Source organism: Kitasatospora sp. NPDC023120, from assembly GCF_055560835.1.
This window is the reverse complement of sequence record NZ_JBVHHY010000045.1, coordinates 1-20,548: the sequence shown is the minus strand read 5'-3', so window position 1 is coordinate 20,548 and position 20,548 is coordinate 1. Positions and strand designations below refer to the sequence as shown.

At 74.5% G+C, this 20,548-nt stretch carries 25 protein-coding genes; 10 read left to right on the top strand and 15 right to left on the bottom strand.

Translation table 11 applies throughout. The annotated features are described in order from the left end of the window. Positions 1-90 precede the first annotated feature (90 nt). The 4 genes from ACZ3TI_RS37940 to ACZ3TI_RS37925 all read right to left on the bottom strand — a co-directional run bounded on the left by ACZ3TI_RS37940 (position 91) and on the right by ACZ3TI_RS37925 (position 4,385). Positions 91-750, bottom strand: coding sequence for a lysophospholipid acyltransferase family protein (locus ACZ3TI_RS37940; protein WP_465734630.1), 660 nt, complete (start codon positions 748-750; stop codon positions 91-93). A gap of 116 nt (positions 751-866) precedes the next feature. Further along, positions 867-1,685 (bottom strand): maleylpyruvate isomerase family mycothiol-dependent enzyme, encoded by an 819-nt coding sequence (locus tag ACZ3TI_RS37935; protein WP_465734628.1) that lies wholly within the window; start codon positions 1,683-1,685, stop codon positions 867-869. Between the two features lie 160 nt (positions 1,686-1,845). After that, on the bottom strand, positions 1,846-3,207 hold the full coding sequence (locus tag ACZ3TI_RS37930; RefSeq protein WP_465734626.1) for a hypothetical protein: 1,362 nt from the start codon (positions 3,205-3,207) through the stop codon (positions 1,846-1,848). 311 nt (positions 3,208-3,518) lie between these two features. Next, positions 3,519-4,385, bottom strand: a complete 867-nt coding sequence (locus ACZ3TI_RS37925) for a LysR family transcriptional regulator (RefSeq protein WP_465734624.1) — start codon at positions 4,383-4,385, stop codon at positions 3,519-3,521. Between the two features lie 122 nt (positions 4,386-4,507). On the opposite strand from ACZ3TI_RS37925, the gene ACZ3TI_RS37920 reads away from it, so the two are divergent. Then, positions 4,508-5,029 (top strand): nuclear transport factor 2 family protein, encoded by a 522-nt coding sequence (locus ACZ3TI_RS37920; RefSeq protein WP_465734622.1) that lies wholly within the window; start codon positions 4,508-4,510, stop codon positions 5,027-5,029. Between the two features lie 50 nt (positions 5,030-5,079). On the opposite strand, the gene ACZ3TI_RS37915 is transcribed toward ACZ3TI_RS37920, so the two are convergent. Further along, positions 5,080-5,748, bottom strand: a complete 669-nt coding sequence (locus ACZ3TI_RS37915; RefSeq protein WP_465734620.1) for a hypothetical protein — start codon at positions 5,746-5,748, stop codon at positions 5,080-5,082. Between the two features lie 111 nt (positions 5,749-5,859). On the opposite strand from ACZ3TI_RS37915, the gene ACZ3TI_RS37910 reads away from it, so the two are divergent. Beyond that, positions 5,860-6,486 (top strand): TetR/AcrR family transcriptional regulator, encoded by a 627-nt coding sequence (locus ACZ3TI_RS37910; RefSeq protein ID WP_465734618.1) that lies wholly within the window; start codon positions 5,860-5,862, stop codon positions 6,484-6,486. A gap of 78 nt (positions 6,487-6,564) precedes the next feature. Here the strand turns inward: ACZ3TI_RS37910 and ACZ3TI_RS37905 are convergent, their stop codons facing one another. The 3 genes from ACZ3TI_RS37905 to ACZ3TI_RS37895 all read right to left on the bottom strand — a co-directional run bounded on the left by ACZ3TI_RS37905 (position 6,565) and on the right by ACZ3TI_RS37895 (position 9,728). Beyond that, positions 6,565-7,653 (bottom strand): vWA domain-containing protein, encoded by a 1,089-nt coding sequence (locus ACZ3TI_RS37905; protein ID WP_465734616.1) that lies wholly within the window; start codon positions 7,651-7,653, stop codon positions 6,565-6,567. Positions 7,654-7,905: 252 nt separating this feature from the next. Then, positions 7,906-8,664, bottom strand: a complete 759-nt coding sequence (locus tag ACZ3TI_RS37900) for a VOC family protein (protein ID WP_465734614.1) — start codon at positions 8,662-8,664, stop codon at positions 7,906-7,908. Between the two features lie 194 nt (positions 8,665-8,858). Then, positions 8,859-9,728 (bottom strand): SDR family oxidoreductase, encoded by an 870-nt coding sequence (locus ACZ3TI_RS37895; protein WP_465734612.1) that lies wholly within the window; start codon positions 9,726-9,728, stop codon positions 8,859-8,861. 96 nt (positions 9,729-9,824) lie between these two features. On the opposite strand from ACZ3TI_RS37895, the gene ACZ3TI_RS37890 reads away from it, so the two are divergent. Then, positions 9,825-10,244 carry a MarR family winged helix-turn-helix transcriptional regulator gene (locus ACZ3TI_RS37890; RefSeq protein WP_465734610.1) on the top strand — a complete coding sequence of 140 codons (420 nt, stop codon included), beginning with the start codon at positions 9,825-9,827 and terminating at the stop codon, positions 10,242-10,244. Positions 10,245-10,293: 49 nt separating this feature from the next. Here ACZ3TI_RS37890 and ACZ3TI_RS37885 read toward each other — a convergent pair whose 3' ends face one another. The 3 genes from ACZ3TI_RS37885 to ACZ3TI_RS37875 all read right to left on the bottom strand — a co-directional run bounded on the left by ACZ3TI_RS37885 (position 10,294) and on the right by ACZ3TI_RS37875 (position 12,503). Next, positions 10,294-11,055: an SDR family NAD(P)-dependent oxidoreductase gene (locus tag ACZ3TI_RS37885; protein ID WP_465734673.1), complete on the bottom strand. Its 762-nt coding sequence runs from the start codon at positions 11,053-11,055 to the stop codon at positions 10,294-10,296. A 152-nt stretch (positions 11,056-11,207) separates the two neighbouring features. Beyond that, complete coding sequence (locus ACZ3TI_RS37880) at positions 11,208-11,363, bottom strand: hypothetical protein (protein ID WP_465734608.1); 156 nt, start codon at positions 11,361-11,363, stop codon at positions 11,208-11,210. Positions 11,364-11,957: 594 nt separating this feature from the next. Then, positions 11,958-12,503, bottom strand: a complete 546-nt coding sequence (locus ACZ3TI_RS37875) for a hypothetical protein (RefSeq protein ID WP_465734606.1) — start codon at positions 12,501-12,503, stop codon at positions 11,958-11,960. A gap of 116 nt (positions 12,504-12,619) precedes the next feature. Between ACZ3TI_RS37875 and ACZ3TI_RS37870 the strand changes: the two genes are divergently transcribed. From ACZ3TI_RS37870 to ACZ3TI_RS37855, 4 genes are all read left to right on the top strand, one after another. After that, on the top strand, positions 12,620-13,273 hold the full coding sequence (locus ACZ3TI_RS37870; RefSeq protein ID WP_465734604.1) for a GOLPH3/VPS74 family protein: 654 nt from the start codon (positions 12,620-12,622) through the stop codon (positions 13,271-13,273). Between the two features lie 273 nt (positions 13,274-13,546). Next, positions 13,547-13,711 carry a hypothetical protein gene (locus ACZ3TI_RS37865; protein ID WP_465734602.1) on the top strand — a complete coding sequence of 55 codons (165 nt, stop codon included), beginning with the start codon at positions 13,547-13,549 and terminating at the stop codon, positions 13,709-13,711. A 185-nt stretch (positions 13,712-13,896) separates the two neighbouring features. Continuing rightward, a complete protein-coding gene (locus tag ACZ3TI_RS37860) occupies positions 13,897-14,112 on the top strand; it encodes a cold-shock protein (protein ID WP_465734600.1) in 216 nt (71 codons plus the stop codon). Between the two features lie 166 nt (positions 14,113-14,278). Then, complete coding sequence (locus ACZ3TI_RS37855; RefSeq protein ID WP_465734598.1) at positions 14,279-14,932, top strand: LysE family translocator; 654 nt, start codon at positions 14,279-14,281, stop codon at positions 14,930-14,932. 426 nt (positions 14,933-15,358) lie between these two features. On the opposite strand, the gene ACZ3TI_RS37850 is transcribed toward ACZ3TI_RS37855, so the two are convergent. Together ACZ3TI_RS37850 and ACZ3TI_RS37845 are read right to left on the bottom strand one after the other, a co-directional pair. After that, on the bottom strand, positions 15,359-16,435 hold the full coding sequence (locus ACZ3TI_RS37850; RefSeq protein ID WP_465734596.1) for a hypothetical protein: 1,077 nt from the start codon (positions 16,433-16,435) through the stop codon (positions 15,359-15,361). Between the two features lie 277 nt (positions 16,436-16,712). After that, complete coding sequence (locus ACZ3TI_RS37845) at positions 16,713-16,853, bottom strand: hypothetical protein (RefSeq protein WP_465734594.1); 141 nt, start codon at positions 16,851-16,853, stop codon at positions 16,713-16,715. A 26-nt stretch (positions 16,854-16,879) separates the two neighbouring features. Between ACZ3TI_RS37845 and ACZ3TI_RS37840 the strand changes: the two genes are divergently transcribed. Then, entirely contained in the window at positions 16,880-17,218 is a 339-nt protein-coding gene (locus ACZ3TI_RS37840; protein ID WP_465734592.1) for a hypothetical protein, read from the top strand. A gap of 80 nt (positions 17,219-17,298) precedes the next feature. Here ACZ3TI_RS37840 and ACZ3TI_RS37835 read toward each other — a convergent pair whose 3' ends face one another. Then, positions 17,299-18,231, bottom strand: coding sequence for an MBL fold metallo-hydrolase (locus ACZ3TI_RS37835; RefSeq protein ID WP_465734590.1), 933 nt, complete (start codon positions 18,229-18,231; stop codon positions 17,299-17,301). A gap of 167 nt (positions 18,232-18,398) precedes the next feature. Between ACZ3TI_RS37835 and ACZ3TI_RS37830 the strand changes: the two genes are divergently transcribed. Further along, the gene (locus ACZ3TI_RS37830) at positions 18,399-19,334 is read left to right on the top strand and encodes an AraC family transcriptional regulator (protein ID WP_465734588.1); all 936 of its coding nucleotides are present in this window, start codon (positions 18,399-18,401) and stop codon (positions 19,332-19,334) included. Between the two features lie 46 nt (positions 19,335-19,380). Here the strand turns inward: ACZ3TI_RS37830 and ACZ3TI_RS37825 are convergent, their stop codons facing one another. After that, positions 19,381-19,791, bottom strand: a complete 411-nt coding sequence (locus tag ACZ3TI_RS37825) for a PPOX class F420-dependent oxidoreductase (protein WP_465734586.1) — start codon at positions 19,789-19,791, stop codon at positions 19,381-19,383. 186 nt (positions 19,792-19,977) lie between these two features. Between ACZ3TI_RS37825 and ACZ3TI_RS37820 the strand changes: the two genes are divergently transcribed. Next, positions 19,978-20,454, top strand: a complete 477-nt coding sequence (locus ACZ3TI_RS37820) for an iron chaperone (RefSeq protein ID WP_465734584.1) — start codon at positions 19,978-19,980, stop codon at positions 20,452-20,454. Positions 20,455-20,548: the final 94 nt, after the last annotated feature.

The window sequence follows — 20,548 nt, the reverse complement described above, 5'->3', positions numbered from 1 at the left end:
TCCACTCTCGGCCCCGGCGGGCCCCTGGATGCGGTTTCTCTGCCCGCCGCAGATTCGCCACGGGCAGAGCCGCCCGGGAACCCGCCCGTCCTACGCCCGCCGGTCCCGCCCGCGCTGCCGCTGCTCCGCGGTGTGCCAGGCGGCGGTGACGGCGCGGTGGGCGGTGGCCGTCGCCTCGGTGACGTCGCCCTCGAGGTGGAGCGGGGTGCCGAGGTGGACGTGCAGGGCGGGGCGGCGCAACGGGGCGGTGGCGAAGCCGGCGAGCTGTTTGGCGGTGCTGCCCGAGCTCAGGCGGCGGGCGCCGCACTGGCCGAGCGGGACCACGGGGGCGCCGCTGGCCGCCGCGAGGCGGGCCAGGCCGGTGCGGAAGGCGCCGGGTTCGGTGTCGCGGGAGTCCCGGCGCTTGGGCAGCCCGCCCTCGCCGTAGATCAGCACGACCCGGCCGGACGCGAGTGCCGCCGCGGCCGAGTCGAGGGCTTCGGCCGCCCGGGCCGTGCCGCGGTGGACGGGGATGTGCCCGCCGGTGCGCAGCACCCGGCCGAGCACGGGCACCCGCCACAGCCCGGCCGTTGCCATCACGACCGGCTCGGTGCCCAGGCGGCGCAGTGCGGCCAGTACCACGCCGGGGTCGGCGGTCGAGCTGTGGTTGGCGGCGACGATGCTGCCCGGGGCGACCGGGCCCGCCACCTCGGAGGTGACGGACAGGCGGCCGAGGACGGGCACCAGGGTGTCGGCGATCCGGCTGAGCATGGGACGGGGCTCCTTCGGGGCCGTCGGCGGGGTGGTACCGCCATGCTCGCGGAGCGCCGCGGCGGGCCGCCTGAGTAGCCGTACTCAAATCAGGGGGCGACAGCTCAGGCGGCGTCTCAGGGGGCGGTGAACAGGCCGGGGAAGGACGGGGCCAGCCACGGGCGGCGGCCCCAGGCGAGCACCTGGCCGCGGACGAGGGCGCCGGCGGCGGTGCGGCGGCCCAGCGCGAGGAGGAGGAAGGCGACCGGCTCGGTGAGGATCGTGCAGTCCGGGCGCCGCGGCGGCTCCTGGCTCACCGCGGCGGCGCCGTCCGTGAACGTGACCGCGAACCCGCCCAGGCCGCGCACCCGCAGCCGGTAGCAGGCGTTGTGACCGGCCGCGGCACGGGCGTCCGTCACCTTGGGCATGGCCGTGCGCAGGAACGGCATGGTCAGCCCGACGCGGTGCCGGTCGATCGGGTGCGGGCGGCCCAGGGCGAAGGCGATGTCGTAGAGGTGGCCCAGCATGTGGGTCAGCAGGTAGGCGCCGAGGGTGTCCAGGTCCATCGGGCCGAGCGGGGTCAGCACCGGCTCGTGGCCGGCCCGTCGACCGGCTGCCGCCGTGAACTCCCGTGCCTGCCGGGCGATCTCCTCGGCGAGCACGTCCGGGTCCCGCTCCGGCCGGGCGGCCAGCGAGGCCGCGTTCGCCGCCGCCAGCGAGCCCGCGGTGCCGTCCCCGTACGTCCGTTCCTCGCCGGCGGCCAGTGCGGCCATCAGCTCGTTGGCCATCGCCAGGTGGGCGGCGGCCTCGGCGACCGTCCACTGGGCGCCGGGTATCGGGGTGTCGCCGCGGCAGCCGGCGAGCAGCGCGACGGCCTCGTCGCCGACCGCGGTGACCGCCTCGAATAGCGCGGAGCGCGCGGCACCGGGGCGGTGCTCGGGGAGCGGGAGAGTCATGGAGGTGAACACTGGCCGACTCCCGCACCGCTGTCCAGACCCGCGGCAACGGGTCCTTGACGCGGTGGTTCTCGGCGGCCTGCGAGCTGCGGCAGTCTCCGCGGATGATGCCGCCGTGCCTTCCCGGGTGGGTGACCGGGGGCACGGCGGCATGGGTGGTTCAGGACCGGCGGCGCAGGCGGGCGGCGAGGAGGATCACGCCGGTGCCGAGGGTGGCGAGCGCCGCGGCGGCCGCGGCCGTGATGGTGTCGGACTCGGCGCCGGTGGCGGCGAGTCCACCCGCGACGGGGGCGGCCGGGGCGGCTGCGCCGGGGGCGGGGGCCACCGGCTCGGCCTCGGTGAGGGGCGTCGTGTCGGTGGCGGGCTTCACGTCCGTGGCGGGCTTGGTGCCGGTCTCGGGGGTGGTGGGCTCGGCGGGGGCCTTGGTGGGGGCGCCGGCGTGGGTGCCGGCGGGCGCCTTGGTGGGGGTGCTGTCGGAGGTCTCGGTGGGGGTGCTGTCGGAGGTCTCGGTGGGGGCCTTGGTGGGGGCGACGACCTTGACGGTGCTGCCCTGGTCGCACAGGGTGGTCCCGAGGAACGGGGTGGACCCCTCGTTGACGAACACGCACGGGTTGATCTCGGTCACGCCCGGCGGCGTGGTCCTGTCGTAGGACACCCGCACCCGGGTCACCGTGGTCCTCCCCGCGCCGATGGAGGAGTTGCGGCCCTGCAGGTAGACGCCGGGCTTGCCGTCAGGGTCCCCGCCGGAGACCTTCTTCAGCGTGGTCCACGTGCCGTCCGCCTTGCGGACCTGGACGGTGGCGTGGGCGTCGGTGAAGAGCACGTTGCCGAGGTTGACGTAGGCGGACGGGGTGGGGTTGGCCAGCACCGCGTCGAACTCGATCGGCTCGCCGCCGGCGACCGCTGTGGCGGGCACGCGGGCCAGCAAGGTGCCGATGGACTCGACCTTGATCGTCCTGACCTGCTCGGCCAGGTTCTCCCCCGATCCCGGCCGGGTCAGACGGGAGCTCAGGGTGATGGAGTGGAAGCCGCCGTTGCTCGCACCGTCGTGCGGCAGGCCCATCGGGGCGCCGATGCGCATGTCCAGCTTCAGGGTCGCGCCGGCCGCGACTGTGATGCCGCCGGTCGCGCCGTCGTAGGTGGCCTCGTCCGTACCGGGGTGGAACGCCAGCGGGACGGACTTCCACGCACCGTTCGCCGGGTCCTTGTAGTCGATCGTGATCGCGTGCGGCGGCGTGCCCGCCTCGGTGGTGGTCTGCAGGAGCAGCGCGAAGACGGCGGACTCGGCGCCGGTGTTGGTGAGGGTCTCGGTGAACGCGACCGGCTGCCCGGCGAAGCCGACCACCGCCGGGGCCTGGACGGTCAGCGTCCCCGTCTTGGCGGTCGTCGCGCCCTTCGCGTCCTCGGCGAAGGCCGCCTGCGCCGGGAGCGCGAGCGAGCCGCCGAGGGCGGCGGCACCGAGCGCGGCGGCCGCGGCGACGGCACGGCGGGACCGGCGGACGCGGATGGTGGTGCTGGACATGGTTCCCCCCTGGAACATGTTGGCATGGGCATGGCGAACGCGGGGTTCGGCTGCGCCGGAAGCGGCTGGACACACGAGCGAGTGAGCGGGCGAGCGGCCGGGGCGGGGCCCATGGACCTGTGGACCCGCCGGCTCGCGGGCGGGGCTTCCCCCGCCGCCGGAAGGTGGCCCCCTTCCGCGCCTCTCACTTCACTAGACGTGCGGCACCCGCGGGGGTTGCAGGTGGATCCAAAAAACTTTTCCGGGCCGCGCCGGGGCTGTCGGTGCCAGGGCGCCGGGGAGCCGCCCCCGGCCGGGGCGCCGAACGGCCCTCACGGCAGGTCGCCGACCAGGTCGGCCGCGGCCTCGGCGAAGGCGCGGACGCGGGCGGTGGTGTGCTCGCGCGACCAGACCAGGCCCCATTCGAGCGGCGACGCGCCGACGAGGGGGACGTAGGCGACGTCGGGGCGCGGATAGTAGCGCCGGGCGTGGGCTCCGACGGGCAGGACCCCCTGCCCTGCCCCCACCAGGGTGAGCGCCTCCTGGACGGTCTCGGCCACCGGGTCGGGCACGTGGTCCGCCCGCCGCGCCGGCACGGCGGTGCCGTCCGGCAGCCGCACCACCGGCACCCGCGCCAGGTCCTCGACCGGGGCGCCGTCCGGGCGGTCGAAGGGGTGCCCGGCGGGGACGGCGAGCATCCGGGCCTCGCGCACCAGGACCGGGCCGCGGACGATGTCGGGCTCGTGCACCGGGAGGGGGGCGAGGCACAGGTCGGCGTCACCCTCGCGCAGCCAGCGGACCGTCTCCGTCGTCCGGGCCTCCCGGAGCCGCACCTCACAGTCCGGGGCCCGTTCCCGGAACAACTCCCCCACCCCGATCAGGAGTTGCCCGGCAGCGGCACCGACGTAGCCGACCCGCAGGCTGCCGGACAGGCCCCGCCCGGCGTCGACGGCTCCCTGCAGCGCCGCGCCCACGGCCTCCCAGGCCGGTCTCAGCTCGGCCTCCAACGCACGCCCGAGCGGGGTGAGTTCGACCCGGCGGCTGGTGCGCACGAACAGCGGCGCCCCCACCCGCCGCTCCAGCTTGCGGATGGTCTGGCTGACGCGCGCGGTGGACACCCGCAGCCGCTCGGCGGTGCGCCCGAAGTGCAGCTCCTCCGCGAGTGCCAGAAACGACTCCACCTCGTACCGCTCGATCACACGCCACCCTGTCGTCAAGCCCGAGTTCACGATCATTGCGCAGACGGCCGTTGTTCGCCGGCGATCACGGCAGCAGAGTGGGTGACGTCGGACCCCACCCGTCCCACTCCGCGGAGGACACCATGACGGACACCATGACGACCCACCCCCTGCAGGCCCTGGCCGCGCAGCCCGGCCACACCGCCGCCGTCGTCGCCGAACTGCGCGACCGCGCCGAGATCACCGACGCCCTCTACCGGTTCGGCCTCGGCCAGGACCTGAAAGACCGCGAGCTCTTCGCCTCGGCCTTCACCGCCGACGCGGAGCTGGACTTCCGCCCGGCCGCCGCCCGTTGGGGCGCCGAGCCGCCCCTGATGACCGGCCGGGACGCCATCGTCGACACCATCCTGGCCATGTTCACCGGCCGGGTGGACACCACCCACCAGGTCACCAACCCGCGCATCCGCATCGACGGGGACACCGCCCGCCTCACCGCGCTGGTCGAGGCCCAGCACCTGCTCACCGGCGACCCGGGCGCGCACGCCCTGCTCAAGAACCCCTACACCGTCGACCTGGTGCGCGACGGCAGCCGCTGGCTCATCCGGCGGATGCGCATCGACAACACCTGGTTCACCGGCGACCCCGCGGCCGTCTTCGGCGCCTGACCGCGCGCCGCCGACCGGCCGGGAAGGCCGCGGGTCGAGCCGTCAGGCCGTCAGGCCGTGCGGCCGGGGACCGGGCGGGCCAGGCGGCGGCGGACGGCCCACGCCGCCGCGGCGAGGGCGAAGCCGTAGCCGCAGACGAGTCCGTGGCCGTTGTCCTGGGCGATCCACATGGCGAGGCCGAGCGCCGGGACGCCGGCCGCCAGGGCGAGCTCCTTGGGCAGGCGGGTGCGGGTGAGGAAGGCGAGGGCGAGGGTGGCGCCGAGGAAGTAGGTGGCGCCGGAGCTGCCGGCGAAGTTGCGGGGGTCGGTGCTGGGGCCGTCGCCGATGCCGATCAGGGTGTCGATCCGGCCGGGCAGCAGGATCCCGGCGAGGAAGAAGGCGAGGGTGAGCGGGCCGCCCCAGTACCACTGGGCGAGCGCGGCGACGGCGGCGAGGGTGACGATGTTCCACAGGCCGCCGAAGAGGCCGCCGTTCTGCATGAACACCGAGGTGAACTCGCGCCACCAGCCGGACTTGGCGGGGTCCGCGTCGAGCGCGTCCATCGCGCCGGGCCAGGCCAGTTGGAGCAGGACGCCGCCGACGGCGAGCGCGGTCAGGGCGATCGCGGCCCACGGGAGCGGCCGTCCGCGCAGGGTGTCGCGGCCGACCACGCCGAGCCCGCAGTTGACCATCATGACCATCAGCGCGGCCGTGGTCACGTTGAAGACGATCGCCCCCATCCGCCTGGCCCTCCCCCCGGTTGCGGCGCTTTCCAACACCGTTCGAAACCTGACGGCGCAAAACTAGCACAGCTTTCGAACGGTGTTGGAAATCGCTGTACGGTGGGACGCATGAAGCTCACCAAGGAGCGCATCGTCGACGCGGGCATGGCCGTCTTCGCCGAGGTCGGCTACCAGAACCTGTCCATGCGCCAGGTCGCCGACCGCCTGGACGCCCACGCCGGCAGCCTCTACTACCACGTGCGCGGCAAGGACGAGCTGCTCACCCTGATGGCCGACCGGGTCTGCCGCCGGGCCTACGACGCCGGCACCGAGGCCCTGGCCGCCCTCCCGCCCGCCGCCCCCTGGCAGGACCGCATCGAGGCCCAGGCCACCGCCCTGCGGCTGAGCATCAAACAGCACCCCGGCGGCGCCCAGCTCCTCGCCGAGAGCCCCGGCGTGCTCAGCACCGGCGCCCTCTCCCTGATGGAGCGCCTGCTGCGCACCCTCCTCGACGCCGGCCTGCCCGCCGATCACTGCGGCATCGCCGCCGACACCCTGCTCAGCCATGTCACCGGCTTCGTGCTCCAGGAGCAGAACCAGCCGGCGACGCCGCCGCCCGTCACCGCCGAGCTCCGCGCCGACCTGTGCGAGCGGTTCCCCCTGGTCATGGGCCCGCTGCTCGGACCCCTGGGCCAGGACGAGAAGTTCGCCCGCAGCGTCCGCCTGCTCTGCACCGGCTTCGCGGCGCTCTCCTAGCCGTCGGGACACCGCCCCGCCCGGGCCGCCCCTCGGGGCGCACCGCCCGGGCTACCCCGTCGGGGCGCACCGCCCCTGTTACAGCATCACGAGCAGCTTGGTGCCCGACACCAGCTTCCGGTTGACGGAGGTCGACTGGACGAACACGGTGTACGAGGGGTTGTCGCCCGGCTTCACCGTGGCCTCCGAGGACGGCAGGCCGAGCAGGCGGCGCGCCGCCGGGCCCGAGAACACCCGGCCGGTCATCCGGCCGGTGGCCGGGTCCTTCTCCGCCACGGCGAGCTGCTTGGAGCCCTGGATCTTCTCGCGCTTGGACAGCTCGTAGAAGGCGCAGCCGGTCGTGTAGGCGTGGCCGGCGCTGGTGACGAAGTCGCGGATCGGCATCTGCTGGTCGACCGGGATCAGGATGTACTTGCCGGTGTCCAGGGCGTCGAGGTTGGCCTTCACGTCGGCGGTGTTCAGGTCCTGGCCCATGGCGAACAGGTTCCTGGTGCCGCGCACGCCCTGCTCGCGGCCGCGCAGGAAGCTCGTGGCCGCCGACTTGACGGTGCCGATGGCCTCCTCGACGCCCTTGCTGGAGTCCGCGTCCCAGATCGCGATGTTGCCCGCCGGGAAGCCGTACTCCTGCGCGGTGCGCTTGGCCAGGGAGTTCGGGACCAGGATGGCCGAGGTCCAGTGGTCGGGGAGGCCGTCCATGGCGCCCTGGATGCGGCCCATCCAGTCCTGCAGGACGGCCTTGCCCCGGCTGCCGGCCGTAGTGTGCATCCGGCCGCTCTGCGACCAGCCGGAGGCGTTCTCCTCGCCGTCGGTGACGACGACCTGGAGGAAGGAGTGCTCGCCGTAGCCCTCCCAGATGTTCTTCAGGTCGTCGACGGACTTCACGGCCGCCTCGATCAGCGCCGTCGCGCCGCCGTCGACCTTGTAGAGGCCGCGCAGGGACGGCAGGTGCTTGACGTCCATGTCCCAGACCAGGTTCTGCACCTCGTGGTCGAAGGCGTAGAGGCTGATGCGGGTCTCGTGCCCGAGCCGGTCGGACTCCTCCTGGAGGCCCTTCACGAACTCGTCCACCACCCGGACGAGCTGCGCCTCGTGCTGGCGCATCGAACCGGACTTGTCGACCACGAGCGAGACGTGGTTGACCTTGTGCTTGATCCTGTTCGCAGACATGGCTCCACCCTTTTCCGGCGTGTTTTCCGACGCCGATTCCGGCGCCGTTCCAACGCCATTTCGACGCCTTTCCGGCGCCCCCTCCGACGTTGGATCCAACACTACGGCGGGGCACTGACAATCGGCCCTGACCTGCGGTCATGCGGGCGCCGACCGCCCGATGCCCTCGACAATGGAGGGAAATTGACGGGCGGTCGGCGGAAGGTTTCGGCCGGGTATCCGGAGAAAAGGGTGGGCGTTCCTGGTGGCGGGTCAGGCGCGGGGGGCGAAGACGCCGAAGGCGGCGCCCTGCGGGTCGCGGATCACCGCGAGCCTCGGGCCGTTCTCCATCTCCACGTCGACGGGCCCGTGCAGGACCTCGGCGCCCAGGCGCGCCGCGGTCGCCGCGGCCGCGTCCACCTCGGCGACCCGGAAGAACGGCTTCCAGTGGGACGGGACCTCCGGCGGGAAGGAGTCGTCCATGGCCATCACGCCGCCGAACATCCGGTCGGCGAGTCCGACCATCGGGTAGGTGTCGTCCGGCCAGACCCGCCAGCCGAAGACGTTCCGGTAGAAGGCGACCGCGGCGTCCCTGTCCCTGGTCGACAGGTCGATCCAGCCGAAGGCGTTCGGCTCGTCCACCACGCCGAAGCCGCCGAACCCGCGGGCCTGCCAGACGGCGAACGGCGCGCCGGTCGGGTCGCTGAGCAGCGCCCAGCGGCCGAGGTCGCCGACCTCCATCGGCCCCATCCACACCTGGGCGCCCGCCTCCTTGGCGGTCGCGCAGACGGCGTCGACGTCCTCCACCGCGAAGGAGACCAGCCACATCACCGGCTGCTGCGGGTTCATCAGCGGGGCCACGGCCGCGGCGGGCGCACCGTCGAGGGAGAAGGTGGTGTAGCCGCCGTACTGCGGGTCCGGGTCGGTCCGGGCGGTCCAGCCGAACAGTTCCCCGTAGAACTGCTGGGCTGCGGGGAGGTCGCGGGCGCTCAGCTGCGCCCAACACGGGGAACCGGGGACGGTCTCGGTCACCTTCAACGCACTGCCTCTCGACGCGGTTTCCTGGTGCTGCGGACACGGCGGGTGCTGCGGGTGCACGGATGCTGCGGGTGCACGGATGCTGCGGTACCGCGGCCGCGGTTCGCCGTTTCCGCTGGTCAGGTGGCTGGCGGTGAGCCTAGTCGGCTGACCGCCCGTCAGCCTGGCGCCTCGCGGGGCGGATGCGCCTACCGGGCGACCCACGCACCGGTCAGCGCCTGGACCGCCGAGCCGTCGAGGTCCGTGAGCTTGGTGCCGGCGAAGGCGCGCGCGGCGTCGGAGGTGAGCACTCGGAAGGCGGGCCGCTCGGTCGTGAGCTGATCGACGACGAGGTCCGCCACCTCCTGCGGGGTCTGCGCGGCGGCGAAGGCTCCACGGGTGCGCTCCAGATAGGCGGCGAGGGCCGGGGCGTACGGTCCGGCCTGCTCGAGGGCGTCGTCGGCGAGGCCCACGTTGGCGACGAACTCGCTGGCCACCGCGCCCGGTTCGATCACGCCGACGGACACGCCGGCCGTGGCGGCGACCGGGGCGAGGGACTCCATGAAGCCCTCGACGGCGAACTTGGCGGCGCAGTAGGCCTCGTTGAAGGGCTGGCCGATCACGCCTCCGACGCTGGTGACGGTCAGCACGCGGCCGCCGCTCGCGCGCAGCAGGGGCAGGGCGGCCTTGGTGACGTGCAGGACGCCGAAGAAGTTGACCTCCATGACAGCGCGCACCTCCTCGACGCTCTCCTGCTCCAGGGTGCCGACGTGGCCGGCGCCGGCGTTGTTGACCAGCGCGTCCAGCCGGTCGAGGCCGCCCAGGCACGCCTCGACCGAGGCGGGGTCGGTCACGTCCAGCGTCCGGACGTCGACGGTGACCGCGGCCTCCTCGGCCGCCGCCAGCAGCGCGCCCGCCTTGGCGGTATCGCGCATGGTGGCGATCACGCGCCAGCCGGCGCGGGCGGCGGCGACGGCGGCGGCCAGGCCGATGCCGGAGGAGGTGCCGGTGATCAGGACGGTCCTGGCGCTCGGGTTCTCGGTGCTCACGGTCTCGGTGTTCACGGTCTCGGTGTTCATCGGGGCCTCCAGATACTTATTGTCCATAACCAATATGGGTCATAACTATGTGAGCCGACAGTCCACCCTGTCAAGCACCTGGCTACGCTGGACCCCATGTCCAACCCATCGGATGAGCTCAGCGGGGAGGTTCTCGGCCTCTTCGCGGCGGTCTACCGCCGCTACACCCAGGAGTCCGAGGCCGCCGCCGCGGTCCACGACCTGACCCCGCTGCAGGCCAAGGCGCTGCTCGCCGCCGAGAGCCCGGTCCCGACGCGCCGCATCGCCGAACGGCTGCACGCGGAGCCGTCCAACGTGACCGTGATCATCGACCGGCTGGAGTCGCGCGGCCTGGTCGAGCGCACCGTCGACGAGGCCGACCGCCGCGTCAAGCGCGTCGGCGCCACCGCCGCCGGCCGTGCCGTCGCCGCCGACCTGCGCGCCCGCACACCCTTCGCCGCCGATCCGCTGGCCCGCCTCACGACCCCGCAGCGCGAGGCCCTGCGCGAGCTGCTGCAGCTGGTCCTGGAGGCGTAGCGGCGAGCCGCCGGGCCCGGTCGGCCGGGGGGCGCGGTCGGCCAGGGACTCAAAGGCGCAGGTGTGACGCCCCGTTGAGGTCGAGGACCGTACCGGAAGCCCAGGTCGCCTCCGGAGAGGCCAGGTAGAGCACGGCCGCGGCGACCTCCTGCGGGGTGCCGACCCGGCCGAACGGGCTCTGGTCGCGCAGGGCCTGCCCCGTCGGGCCCGCCAGGCGGTCGGCGACCCGGTCCGTGGCGGTGAAGCCGGGCGCGACCGAGGTCACGGAGATCCCGTGCGGGGCCAGGGCGACGGCCAGGGACTGGCCGAGGGCGTGCAGCGCGGCCTTGCTCGCGCCGTACGCGGGGTGGTCGGGCTCGCCGCGGAAGGCCCCGCGCGAGCCGATGTGCACGATCCGGCCGGGTACGCCGCGGGCGATCATGCGGCGCGCGACGCAGTAGCCGAGGTTGGCCGCGCCGAGCAGGTTGACGTCGACCATCTCGCGCCAGACGCGCTGCCAGTCCTCGTACGACACCTCGGCCACCGGGTGGGCGTTGGCCGCCGAGGTGGCCACGGCGGCGTTGTTGACCAGGACGTCCACCCCGCCGAGCCCGGCGTCCGCGGTCTCGGCGATCCGCTCGGCCGCGGCCGGGTCGGCGAGGTCGCCGTGCACCAGGACGTGCCCCTCGCCGGGCAGCGCGGCCAGGGTCTGCTCGGCCCGGGCGCGGCTCGACGCGTAGTGCACGGCGACGCGGTCGCCCTGCGCGGCGAAGGCGTGCGCCACGGCCCGGCCGATGCCCCGCGAGGCCCCGGTGACCAGCACGCCCCTCACCGGGCGGCCGGCCGGGTCGTCGGAAGGGACGGCGGCGGGGACGGCGGCGGGGACGGCGGCGGGGACGGCGGGATGAACGGCTGGACGGGTCATGTCCCTCACCTTGATCGCCGCGGAGAGCCGGTGTCAATGTCCGGACACCGGCCCGAACGTCAGCCGAGGCCGTGGAGCTTGTCCGGGTTGACCTGGAAGCGCAGGTTGCGGATGCGGCCGTCGGCGATGTCGTAGGTGAGCGCGCCGACCGGGTGGCCGCCCATCGTGAACAGCACGCCCTCCTCGCCGTTGATCGCCGCCGGCTGCCAGGCCATTCCGGCCAGTGCTCGCGTGGGTCGGCGCCCAGCCGAGCTCGGCCCTGGCCCTGGCGTTGGCCAGGCGCAGGTCGGTCGACATGATGGTGTGCGCCAGCGGCGCCGGGCGCAGCAGCCACAGCGGGACGGTCATCGGCGCGGGGGTGCCGTAGGCGGCGGCGACGGCGCGGACGTGGGCGCCGAAGCCGAGCGGGGTTGTCGTCGGCGATGTCGTACGCCCGGCCGGCCCGGCCGCCCTCGAGCGCGGCGGTGACGGCGCGGGCCGCGTCGGCCGCGTCCACCCAGGACAGGGCGCGGCCCCGGTCGGCGACGACGGGCAGGGCGCGCTTGCGCAGCATCGGCAGCACGGTGGTCTCGGTGACGCCGGCGCCACGGCGCCGTAGAACATGCCGAAGCGCAGGCTGACGGCCTCCAACCCGTCGGCGGTGAAGGCCAGTTCCTCCTTGGTGCGCATCGCGCCGACGTGGCGTTCCAGCCAGGGGTCGCGCTGGGCGGGGCCGAAGGCGTCGCGGTCCTCGTCAAGCGGGCGCTCGCCGTGGTCGCCGTACCCGTAGCCGAACATCATCGACTCAGGCCGCCCAGGCGGACGGACGGTCAGGCGCTCTCGCGGACGATCCAGAAGCGGGACTGCCGGTACGCGGGGCCGTTGGGGTCGTCGGCCGCGACCAGGAACGGGGTGTGCGGGCACAGGAGGCGGCCGCCCAGTTGCTTCTCCTCGGCTGCCAGCCACCGGGACTGCCAGAGCATCGCGGCCGCCATGCCCGCCAGGAGCATGCCGACCGGCACCCCCGTCGCGTAGCCGACCGCGAGTCCGATCAGCAGGACCACGAGCAGCGGCACGGCGAGGCCGCGGGAGAACAGGTCGAAGGCCTTGTCCTCGGCGACCACCTCCGCGGCCGACGGCGGCGAACTCAGCCGCTCCAGCCGCTCCTGGTACCAGGGCCGGCGGTTCCGCAGGAGTCCGTAGAACGTCACCGCGAAGAGGAGCACGCCGGTTCCCACGCTCATCACGGGGTCCGACGGCTGCGCGCCCCCGACGAAGGTCGGCAGGCAGCTCACCAGGCTCACCGGGAGCAGCAGGGCCGCCTGGATCCGTACCGACGCGACCAGCCCCACCAGTCGCAACCCGCCACCGCTCATGAAACGCCCCCGCACTCGACCAAGATCCACCGGATCGTAGCGGACGGCGACCGGGGGCGGCGGCGGGGTTCCGCGGGTCGATGGCGGGCCGGCGGGAGCGCCGTATCGTCGGGTGCATGAGCCGAGGACTGCATCTGGACGCCTACCTGCTGGCCTTCGACACCCGGGCCCAGTCCCTGCAGGACCGCACCCGGGCCGGCTTCCTGGTGCGCGCGGCCGCGCTGGCCGAGCTGGCCCACCGGGGCGCCGCCGCGGAGGACGCGGCGGGCCGGGTGCGGATCGTCTCGGCCGCCGCCACCGCGGACCCGGTCCTGGACGCGCTGCTCGCCGAGCTGGGCGGCCACCCGCGCACCTGGAAGTCGTGGATCAGGCGCGGGCGCGAGGACACCCTGGAGGCCGTGGAGGAGCGGCTCGCGGTGCTCGGCGTGGTGACCATGGCGGACCGCGACCCCTACGGCCCGGTCGTGCCGCGGCGGAGCGTGGCGGTGGAGGATCCGCGCGAGGCCCTGGACCTCCAGGCGCGGGTGGCCGAGCTCGTCCGCGGCAGTGCGCCGGTCGCCCGGGCGCCGTTCTCCGACGCGGTCCTCGCGGCGCTGGCCGCCCACGGGCACCTGCAGCTGGTGCTCTCCCGGCACGACCGCAGGGAGCACGCCGGGCGGATCGCCGCACTCACCGACCGGATCGCCGAGCAGGCCCCGGGCCTGGCCCGGGCGGTGGGTGGGCTGGGCCTGACCATGGTCGCCGCCCAGGGCGGCATGGGCGGCGGCTGACTCCCGGTCCGTCGCCGCGACGCGTGCCGCCGACGTGCGCGCCCTGCGCGCTCCCGCACGCCGCCTACCGGACGGCGCGGTGCGGCGCGAGGATGGGCGGCCGACCACGTCGCGCACACGGAGGGAGCAGCATGCGGTTGCCGTCCAGGGGCGAGCACGAGAAACCGCCGCCGGATCCGGGGCAGGGGGACCCACCGCCGGGCAACGCGGACGGGCAGGTGCCGGCGCCGCCGCCGTGCTGTTCCAGGGCGGGCCGCGCCCGATCGGCGACGGGTGCTGGCGGCCTGGTCCCGCTGGGAGGCCCTCGGGCGGCCCGGCCGCTACGACTACGGCATCACCGTCACCCCCGACCGGCAGTGGGCCTGGCTGCACGACCCGGACGGCCCGCGCTGGCCGGTCGGAGGGGCCTGCCCCGCCGGTATCGCTGATGCTCCGTGACGTTCACGGGCCGGGCCCGGGAAAGGCGCCAGGGCGGGCGGGCAGGCGCCCTGACGGCGGGTGAGGCGGTGAGGCGGGTGAGGCGGGTGACCGACACCGGACGCGCGTGACGTTTGGCACTCGTTTCCTCACACAACGTGAAAGGATCTCGGTCGCAACGGTTCGCACCAGCTGAGGGAAGACACATGGCGGAGCGCCAGAACGGCACGGTGAAGTGGTTCAACGACGAGAAGGGGTACGGGTTCATCACCCCGGAGTCCGGCCCTGACCTGTTCGTTCACTTCCGTGCGATCGAAGGGGGCGGCTTCAAGTCCCTGGTGGAGGGACAGAAGGTCACCTTCGAGGCCGTCCAGGGCCAGAAGGGCATGCAGGCCGACAAGGTGCAGATCGTATCGGAGTAGGCCGGCGAGCCCCTGCCGCTGCGCGGGAAGTCGGGCCGGCCGGCTTCCCGCGCGTTCCTGCGCAGCGGGCCGCGAAGCGCCGGTGAGCAGCGACATCAGTCCTGTTAATGCGCGGTGAAGCGGGCCGCATTGGACGTCATCGCGGCCGCGGCTCCAGGATGACCGCATGACCGTTTCCTCTGCTATTGCCTCCTTCGCCGTGGCGGCGGGCATGATGACCATCATGCCGGGCCTGGACACCGCTCTGGTGCTGCGCTCGGCCATCACCCTCGGCAGACGCCGGGCGTTCGCGACGGCGCTGGGGATCCTCTGCGGCGTGCTCGTGTGGGGCGTGGCCGCCGCGGTCGGCGCCTCGGCGGTGCTCACGGCGTCCAATCTGCTGTACGACGGGCTGCGCGTGGCCGGTGCCGCCTACCTGGCGTGGCTGGGGATCGGCATGATCCGGCGGACGTTCAAGGAGCGCGGGCGGCCCGTGCTGGGCGATGCGGCGGACGGGGCGGAAGCCCCGACCGTGGAGACGACGTGGGTGCGGTCCTGGGCGCGCGGGCTGGGGACGAGCCTGCTGAACCCGAAGAACGGCGTCTTCTACATGGCGATGCTGCCCCAGTTCATCCCCGACGGCGCCCCGCACCTGCTGATGGGGGTCGTCCTGGCGACCGTGCACTGCCTGGAGGGGCTGGCCTGGTTCAGCGCGCTGATCTTCGGCACCCAGCTCGTCCGCCGCTGGCTGAACCGCGGCTCGGTGCAGCGGGTCATCGACGCGCTCACCGGCACGGTGCTCGTCGGCTTCGGCATCAAGATCGCGCTCGGGGACAACTGACCCTCCGCCGCCCGTCGGGACCCGCCGGCGTGCTTCCCGGGGGCGCCGGCCGCGCGGGGCGGTGCGGACGTGACGCGGCGTCGGGAATCCGCCGCCTCCCCCGGGGTACGCGAACGGGCCCACGGGCCTGCTCCGCCCGACTGATCCCGGTAAGTCCGCACACGATCCGCATGCGGTCCGCATTCCCGCAGGTCAGCTCGGAGTGTCTGACGGGCTGTGAGGTCGGGGCGGGCGGTGGCCGCACTTGCGGGGGGTCGCGGCGCGTGGCTGCCTGAAGTCGCGCGGGCCGATCGGCGCCGCCTCTCTCAACGGCTGACGGAAGGGGACCGGCCGGGAGGCGGCACGCGCGATCCGCCGGGGCGAACCCGCCCGCGGCGACCGGCCCCGTCCCGACCGGCCCCGCGGCGAGCGCGGTGTCAGACCGCTCTACCGGTGCCCGTCCTCGGGCTCGTCCCGGGCGCGGTCGAGGACCGGGCGCAGCCCGTACTCCACGGCGGTGCGCAGCGGGTGGCGTGCGTGGCGGGTCGCGAAGCGCAGGCTGTGGGCGGGATCCCAGGTGTCCAGCCGGACGAAGCGGGGCGTCCAGTCGGGGTCGAAGTGGACGGCGCCCTTGATCGCGAGGTTCTCGTCGAACACCTCGCCGTCCGCGTAGTCGGGCAGTGCGGGGGGCGACCACGGCTCGCCGCCGCCCTCGCGCAGGGTGCGGGCGTGCTCGTGCAGCGCCCGTTCGGCCGAGGTGCGGAAGGCGGCATACTCCCCGGGCTGCATGGGGACCAGCAACACCACGCGGTGCGGCGGGACTTGGTGCAGGGTCCGGACCAGCTCCCAGAGGAAGCCGGGCCGGGTGCCCGCGACCAGGACCACCAGCCGGGCGTCCCGGATCAGGGCCAGTACGGTGTCCTGCCAGTCGTCCGGGGGGAGGTAGAGGCGCCGGGCGCCGACCAGCGGCAGTTCCTCGTCGGGCCGGCCGACGGCCACCATCGGGGCGACCCGCTCGAACGCCGTGGCCAGTTCCTCCTCCTGCGTGCGGTAGTCGTGGGCGTTCCACGCCACCAGTGCGGGCGGGCCCTTGACGTGCGGGGCCTCCATGCCGGTCCGCAGCTCGTCGTCGTCGAAGGTCCGCAGGTAGAGCACGTAGCGCTCACCCGCCAGTTCCTGCGCCGAGCGGATCACCGGGGTGAGGTGCTGCCGTTGGCGGCGGACGAGCCGCTTCCCGGCGACCAGGAACAGGAAGCTGAGGGGGATCAGGAGGTTGCCCGAGCCGTAGGCCAGCCCGGGGAGGTTGCCGTAGAGGAGGGCGAAGGTGTCCGGGTGGAGCATCCGCTCGGTGCCGGCCATGCCGAAGAACATGCCCAGCAGCCGCGAGGACCAGCCCAGCAGGCCGTAGCCGAGCCCCCGCCACCGCGACTGGCCGGCCACCGCGGGCGGCGTCCGCGCCTGCTGCCGCCCGCTCGCCGCTTCCGGGCCCTGCGCTCCCGGGTCCTGGTGCCCGCGCTCTGTCACCGTCGGCCTCCGTGACACCCGCCCGCGGGGGCCGGCCGGGCCCCCGTTCGAGGGTGGCGCAGCCGGGACGTGCGGGGCAAGGGGGCCTGAATGCCTGCCCCTACAGGGGAGTTGTCGCGCCGTCGGATGGCACGGCGGGTCAGACACTCAGGAGACGCGGGTTCAAACGCTTCCCCGCACGCGGTCGGGGCGTGGGCGATCCGAGGGCGTGCGGCAGCGGGTTCGCAACCGAAGTCCTCGACAGCGCGGCCGTCAGCGCCGGCGCCGCCGGGTGGCGTCAGGCGGTCTCGGTGGGCAGGCCGGCCTCGACCCAGTCCTGGATGCCCTCGCGGTACTTGCGCACGTCGGTGTAACCGCCGCCCGCCGCCGGCTGCGGCGCGGCCACCGACTGGCCGCCGAGGGTGTCGACGACGGTCACGGCGCCGGCGTCGATCGCCGCCTGGAGTGGCCGTCCTGCGCGGGCCCGCGCCGCTGGGCCCCGGCGCCCCCGCGGCGCAGCGCCTCACCGCGTTCCTCGACGCCTACCTCGACTACCTGCTGGAGCACCTGGCGCTGGTCCGGATGTCCGAGACCGCCTCCCGCGGCGCCCGCTACCGCATCGGCTCCTACCGGTTCTGGCACCGCCACCTGGCGATCCTGCTCGCCGCCGCCCCCGACCCCGAGGCCACCGCGCACGCCCTGCTGGCGCCGCTGGCCGCCGAGCACGTCGGCGCGCTGCTCCCGGAGCTCGGCGAGCAGCGGATCCGGGCCGACCTGCACCGGCTCTTCCTCGCCGCCCTGTGAACCCCGCCCGGTGAACCCCGGCCCGTGAACCCGCCTGCCCGTCTGCCCACCCCCGTGCGGCAGACGGGCAGGCAGGGCCGTCAGTGCACCCAGTCGGCCGCGAATCCGGCGCCCGCGCGGCTGATCCGCGCCGCCCCCGCTCCCGCGAAGTGCGCCGGGATCACCAACTCCCGTTCCGCAGCAGCCCGTTCCAGGATCCGCAGCCGACTGGCCGCCGCCTGCGCCTGGTCCAGGCAGAAGCAGCTGTTGCACGAGGGGTGCGCCAGCTGCACCGGCGAGTGCATCAAGTCCCCCACGAAAACCGCCCGTTCGCCGCCGGATTCCACCCGCAGCACGGACGAGCCGGGGGTGTGCCCCGGCGCCTCCTCCAGCACCAGGGCCTCGTCGAGGCGCAGCGAGCCCGACCACTGCACCGCCTGCCCGGCCGCTAGGACCGGGGCCACGCTGTCCTCGAACACCAGGTCCCATTCCGCCCACCGCGCCGGGTCCACCGCGCCGTTGCCGCGGGCCGGGTGCCCGGCGGCCGGGTCGAAGAACGCCCGGTCCGCGGCCGGCAGGTAGTACTGCGCGTTGGGGAACGTCGGCACCCAACTCCCATCCCTCTCCGTGGTGTTCCACCCGACGTGGTCGGCGTGCAGGTGGGTGTTCACCACCACGTCCACCTCCTCCGGCCGCACCCCCGCCGCCGCGAGCAGCTCCGGGAAGCGCCCCTCGCGCCGGTGGAACATCGGTGTCGACGGCCGCTCGCGCCCGTTGCCGACGCCGGTGTCCACCAGGACCGTCCGGCCCCCGCTGCGCACCACCCAGGTCTGCAGCGCGCCGATGTAGGCGCCGGAGGCCGGGTCGTAGTGTTCGGGCGCCAGGGCGGCTCCGCCGTCGGCGGCGGCCGTCCAGGCCGGTTCGCCGAGGTCGGGCACGATCGCCGCCGCCGGCGCGAACGGCCCCTGGAACTCCAGCACCCGGATGATCTCCACGTCCCCCAGTACGATCCGCTCCACGGTGCGCCCCTCCATCTGTCGATCCGTTCGCTGTCTGTCTGCTCCTCGAGCCTAGGAAGCCCGGGTGAGCCGCTCAATGCGCCGATGACTCGCTCCGATACGCGAACGGCTCACGCGCGGGAGCCCGGCGGCGTCCGCTGCGGCGGTGCTCCGGGGAACGGCTGCGCGGCTACGATGGCCCGGTGGACGTGGTCAGCGATGCGATCGCCGCCGTACGGGCGGGCCGCCCCTCCTCCAACCGGCTGCGGGTGGCGGGGCGTTGGGGCGCCCGGATCCCCTCCTACGCGGGCGCGGGCTTCCACGTGGTGCTGGCCGGCAGCTGCTGGCTGCTGGCCGACGGGGGCGACCCGCTGCGCCTGGAGCCCGGCGACGCGGTGCTGCTGCCGCACGGCAGCGGACACGCCCTGTCCGACGAGGAGTTGACCCCCGCCCGGGCGGCGCGCCTGCCGGAGCTGGACGCCCTGCTCGACCCCCGCCGGCGCGCGCAAGCCGCGCCCGACGCGCCCGAGCCCTCCGACGCGGCGGACCTGCTGTGCGGCAAGTACCGCCTCGACCACGGGCTCGCGCACCCGCTGATGCGCGAGCTGCCCGAGGTCGTCCACCTGCCCACCCGCACCGGCGAGCATCCCGAACTACGCGCCGCCGTCGACCTGTTGAGCGCCGAGCTGACCGCCGCCCGCCCCGGCGGCGAACTCGCCGTGCCCGGGCTGATCGACCTGCTGCTGGTCTACCTGGTACGGGCCTGGACCACCCGGCGCGGCGCCGACGGCTGGGGCGCGGCGCTGACGGACCCGGTGGTGGCGGCCGCGCTCGCCGCCGTCCACCAGGACCCGGCCCACCCGTGGACGGCCGAGACCCTGGCCGCCCGCGCCGGGGTCTCGCGCGCCACCCTCACCCGCCGCTTCACCACGCTCACCGGCCGGCCCCCGATGGCCTACCTCACCTGGTGGCGGATGACCCGGGCCGCAGGCCTGCTGCGCAGCACCGCCGACCCGCTGGAGGCCGTCGCCCGCCGGGTCGGCTACGCCAGCCCCTACGCGCTCTCGCACGCCTTCGCCCGCCAGTTCGGCACCACCCCCGGCCGCTACCGCGCCGCCCGTACCGCCCTCGTCGCCTGACCGTCGGCGCCCGGGCGCGAGCCCGGGCGGCTGTGGTGACAGGGGGTCAGGCGGCCGCGGTGCCGACCACCTTGGCGGGGGTGATCCGCAGGACGACGCGCAGGACCTCCGCCAGCAGGTCGAGGTACTCCCGGCCCGCGCCGGGGCCCTCGTACTGTTCGGCGAGCGCGACCGCGACGGCGCGGCCGGTGTCCTCGGTGACGGTGGCGGCGCCGCGTATCTCGACATAGCGCAACGGGTCGGCGGGGTCGTAGACGGTGAGGCTGGCGCGGGGGTCGCGGCGCAGGTTGCGCTCCTTGCGGCGCCCGGCGGCGGTGGAGACGAGCACCTCGTCCCCGTCGCGGCCGACCCAGACCACCGAGGTCTGCGGGCTCCCGTCCGGGTTGAGGGTGGCCAGGACGGCGGGGACGGGCGCGTCGAGCAGTGCGCGGACGGCGTCGTTCAACAGGGCTGTCATCCGGGTGAGGCTACCGGCCGTACGGTCCGCCGCCCTCGCCGGGCCCCCACCGGCCCGCCGTCCGTGCCGCTTTCCGTGGTGAGCACGGAGGCGGCCCGTGGGGCGGACGGGGCAGGATGTGAATCACGGCGATCGGGCCCGACCGGGCAGCTGAGCCGATCGGGACCCATGACGACAGGGGAGACCATGACCAGCAACGGCAGCGGCAGCGGCAGCGGCAGCGGCAGCGGCAAGCACGAGGGCTTCTCCGCCGAGGAGCGGGCCGCGATGAAGGACCACGCGCAGGAGTTGAAGAAGGCCGCGCGCAAGGCCTCCAAGGCCGAGAAGGCCGCCGAGGCGAAGCGGGACGTCCTCGCCAAGATCGCCGAGATGCAGGACGGCGACCGTGCGATGGCCGAGCGCGTGCACGCCGTCGTCACCGCCGCCGCGCCCGGCCTCGCCCCCAAGCTCTGGTACGGCATGCCCGCCTACGCGCTGGACGACAAGGTGGTCTGCTTCTTCCAGAGCGCCGAGAAGTTCAAGTCCCGCTACGCCATGCTCGGTTTCAGCGACCAGGCGCAGCTGGACGAGGGCCCGATGTGGCCGACCTACTTCGCGTTGGCCGAGGTCACCGCCGAGGTCGAGGCGCGCATCGCCGACCTGGTCAAGCGCGCCGTCGGCTGAGAAAGTGTTGGGTAATTGATCAACTGCGTGGCGTGATGCGCTGGCGGTGATCTTCGCGGTCCGGGTGTCCGCGAAGATCACCGCCATGTGTGTC

Bases quoted from the DNA above. Each gene is read 5' to 3' on its own strand.
- ACZ3TI_RS37940 (WP_465734630.1), bottom strand. From the start codon at position 750: ATGCTCAGCCGGATCGCCGACACCCTGGTGCCCGTCCTCGGCCGCCTG.
- ACZ3TI_RS37935 (WP_465734628.1), bottom strand. From the start codon at position 1,685: ATGACTCTCCCGCTCCCCGAGCACCGCCCCGGTGCCGCGCGCTCCGCG.
- ACZ3TI_RS37930 (WP_465734626.1), bottom strand. From the start codon at position 3,207: ATGTCCAGCACCACCATCCGCGTCCGCCGGTCCCGCCGTGCCGTCGCC.
- ACZ3TI_RS37920 (WP_465734622.1), top strand. From the start codon at position 4,508: ATGACGGACACCATGACGACCCACCCCCTGCAGGCCCTGGCCGCGCAG.
- ACZ3TI_RS37915 (WP_465734620.1), bottom strand. From the start codon at position 5,748: ATGGGGGCGATCGTCTTCAACGTGACCACGGCCGCGCTGATGGTCATG.
- ACZ3TI_RS37910 (WP_465734618.1), top strand. From the start codon at position 5,860: ATGAAGCTCACCAAGGAGCGCATCGTCGACGCGGGCATGGCCGTCTTC.
- ACZ3TI_RS37905 (WP_465734616.1), bottom strand. From the start codon at position 7,653: ATGTCTGCGAACAGGATCAAGCACAAGGTCAACCACGTCTCGCTCGTG.
- ACZ3TI_RS37895 (WP_465734612.1), bottom strand. From the start codon at position 9,728: ATGAACACCGAGACCGTGAACACCGAGACCGTGAGCACCGAGAACCCG.
- ACZ3TI_RS37890 (WP_465734610.1), top strand. From the start codon at position 9,825: ATGTCCAACCCATCGGATGAGCTCAGCGGGGAGGTTCTCGGCCTCTTC.
- ACZ3TI_RS37880 (WP_465734608.1), bottom strand. From the start codon at position 11,363: ATGGCCTGGCAGCCGGCGGCGATCAACGGCGAGGAGGGCGTGCTGTTC.
- ACZ3TI_RS37875 (WP_465734606.1), bottom strand. From the start codon at position 12,503: ATGAGCGGTGGCGGGTTGCGACTGGTGGGGCTGGTCGCGTCGGTACGG.
- ACZ3TI_RS37870 (WP_465734604.1), top strand. From the start codon at position 12,620: ATGAGCCGAGGACTGCATCTGGACGCCTACCTGCTGGCCTTCGACACC.
- ACZ3TI_RS37860 (WP_465734600.1), top strand. From the start codon at position 13,897: ATGGCGGAGCGCCAGAACGGCACGGTGAAGTGGTTCAACGACGAGAAG.
- ACZ3TI_RS37855 (WP_465734598.1), top strand. From the start codon at position 14,279: ATGACCGTTTCCTCTGCTATTGCCTCCTTCGCCGTGGCGGCGGGCATG.
- ACZ3TI_RS37835 (WP_465734590.1), bottom strand. From the start codon at position 18,231: ATGGAGGGGCGCACCGTGGAGCGGATCGTACTGGGGGACGTGGAGATC.
- ACZ3TI_RS37825 (WP_465734586.1), bottom strand. From the start codon at position 19,791: ATGACAGCCCTGTTGAACGACGCCGTCCGCGCACTGCTCGACGCGCCC.
- ACZ3TI_RS37820 (WP_465734584.1), top strand. From the start codon at position 19,978: ATGACCAGCAACGGCAGCGGCAGCGGCAGCGGCAGCGGCAGCGGCAAG.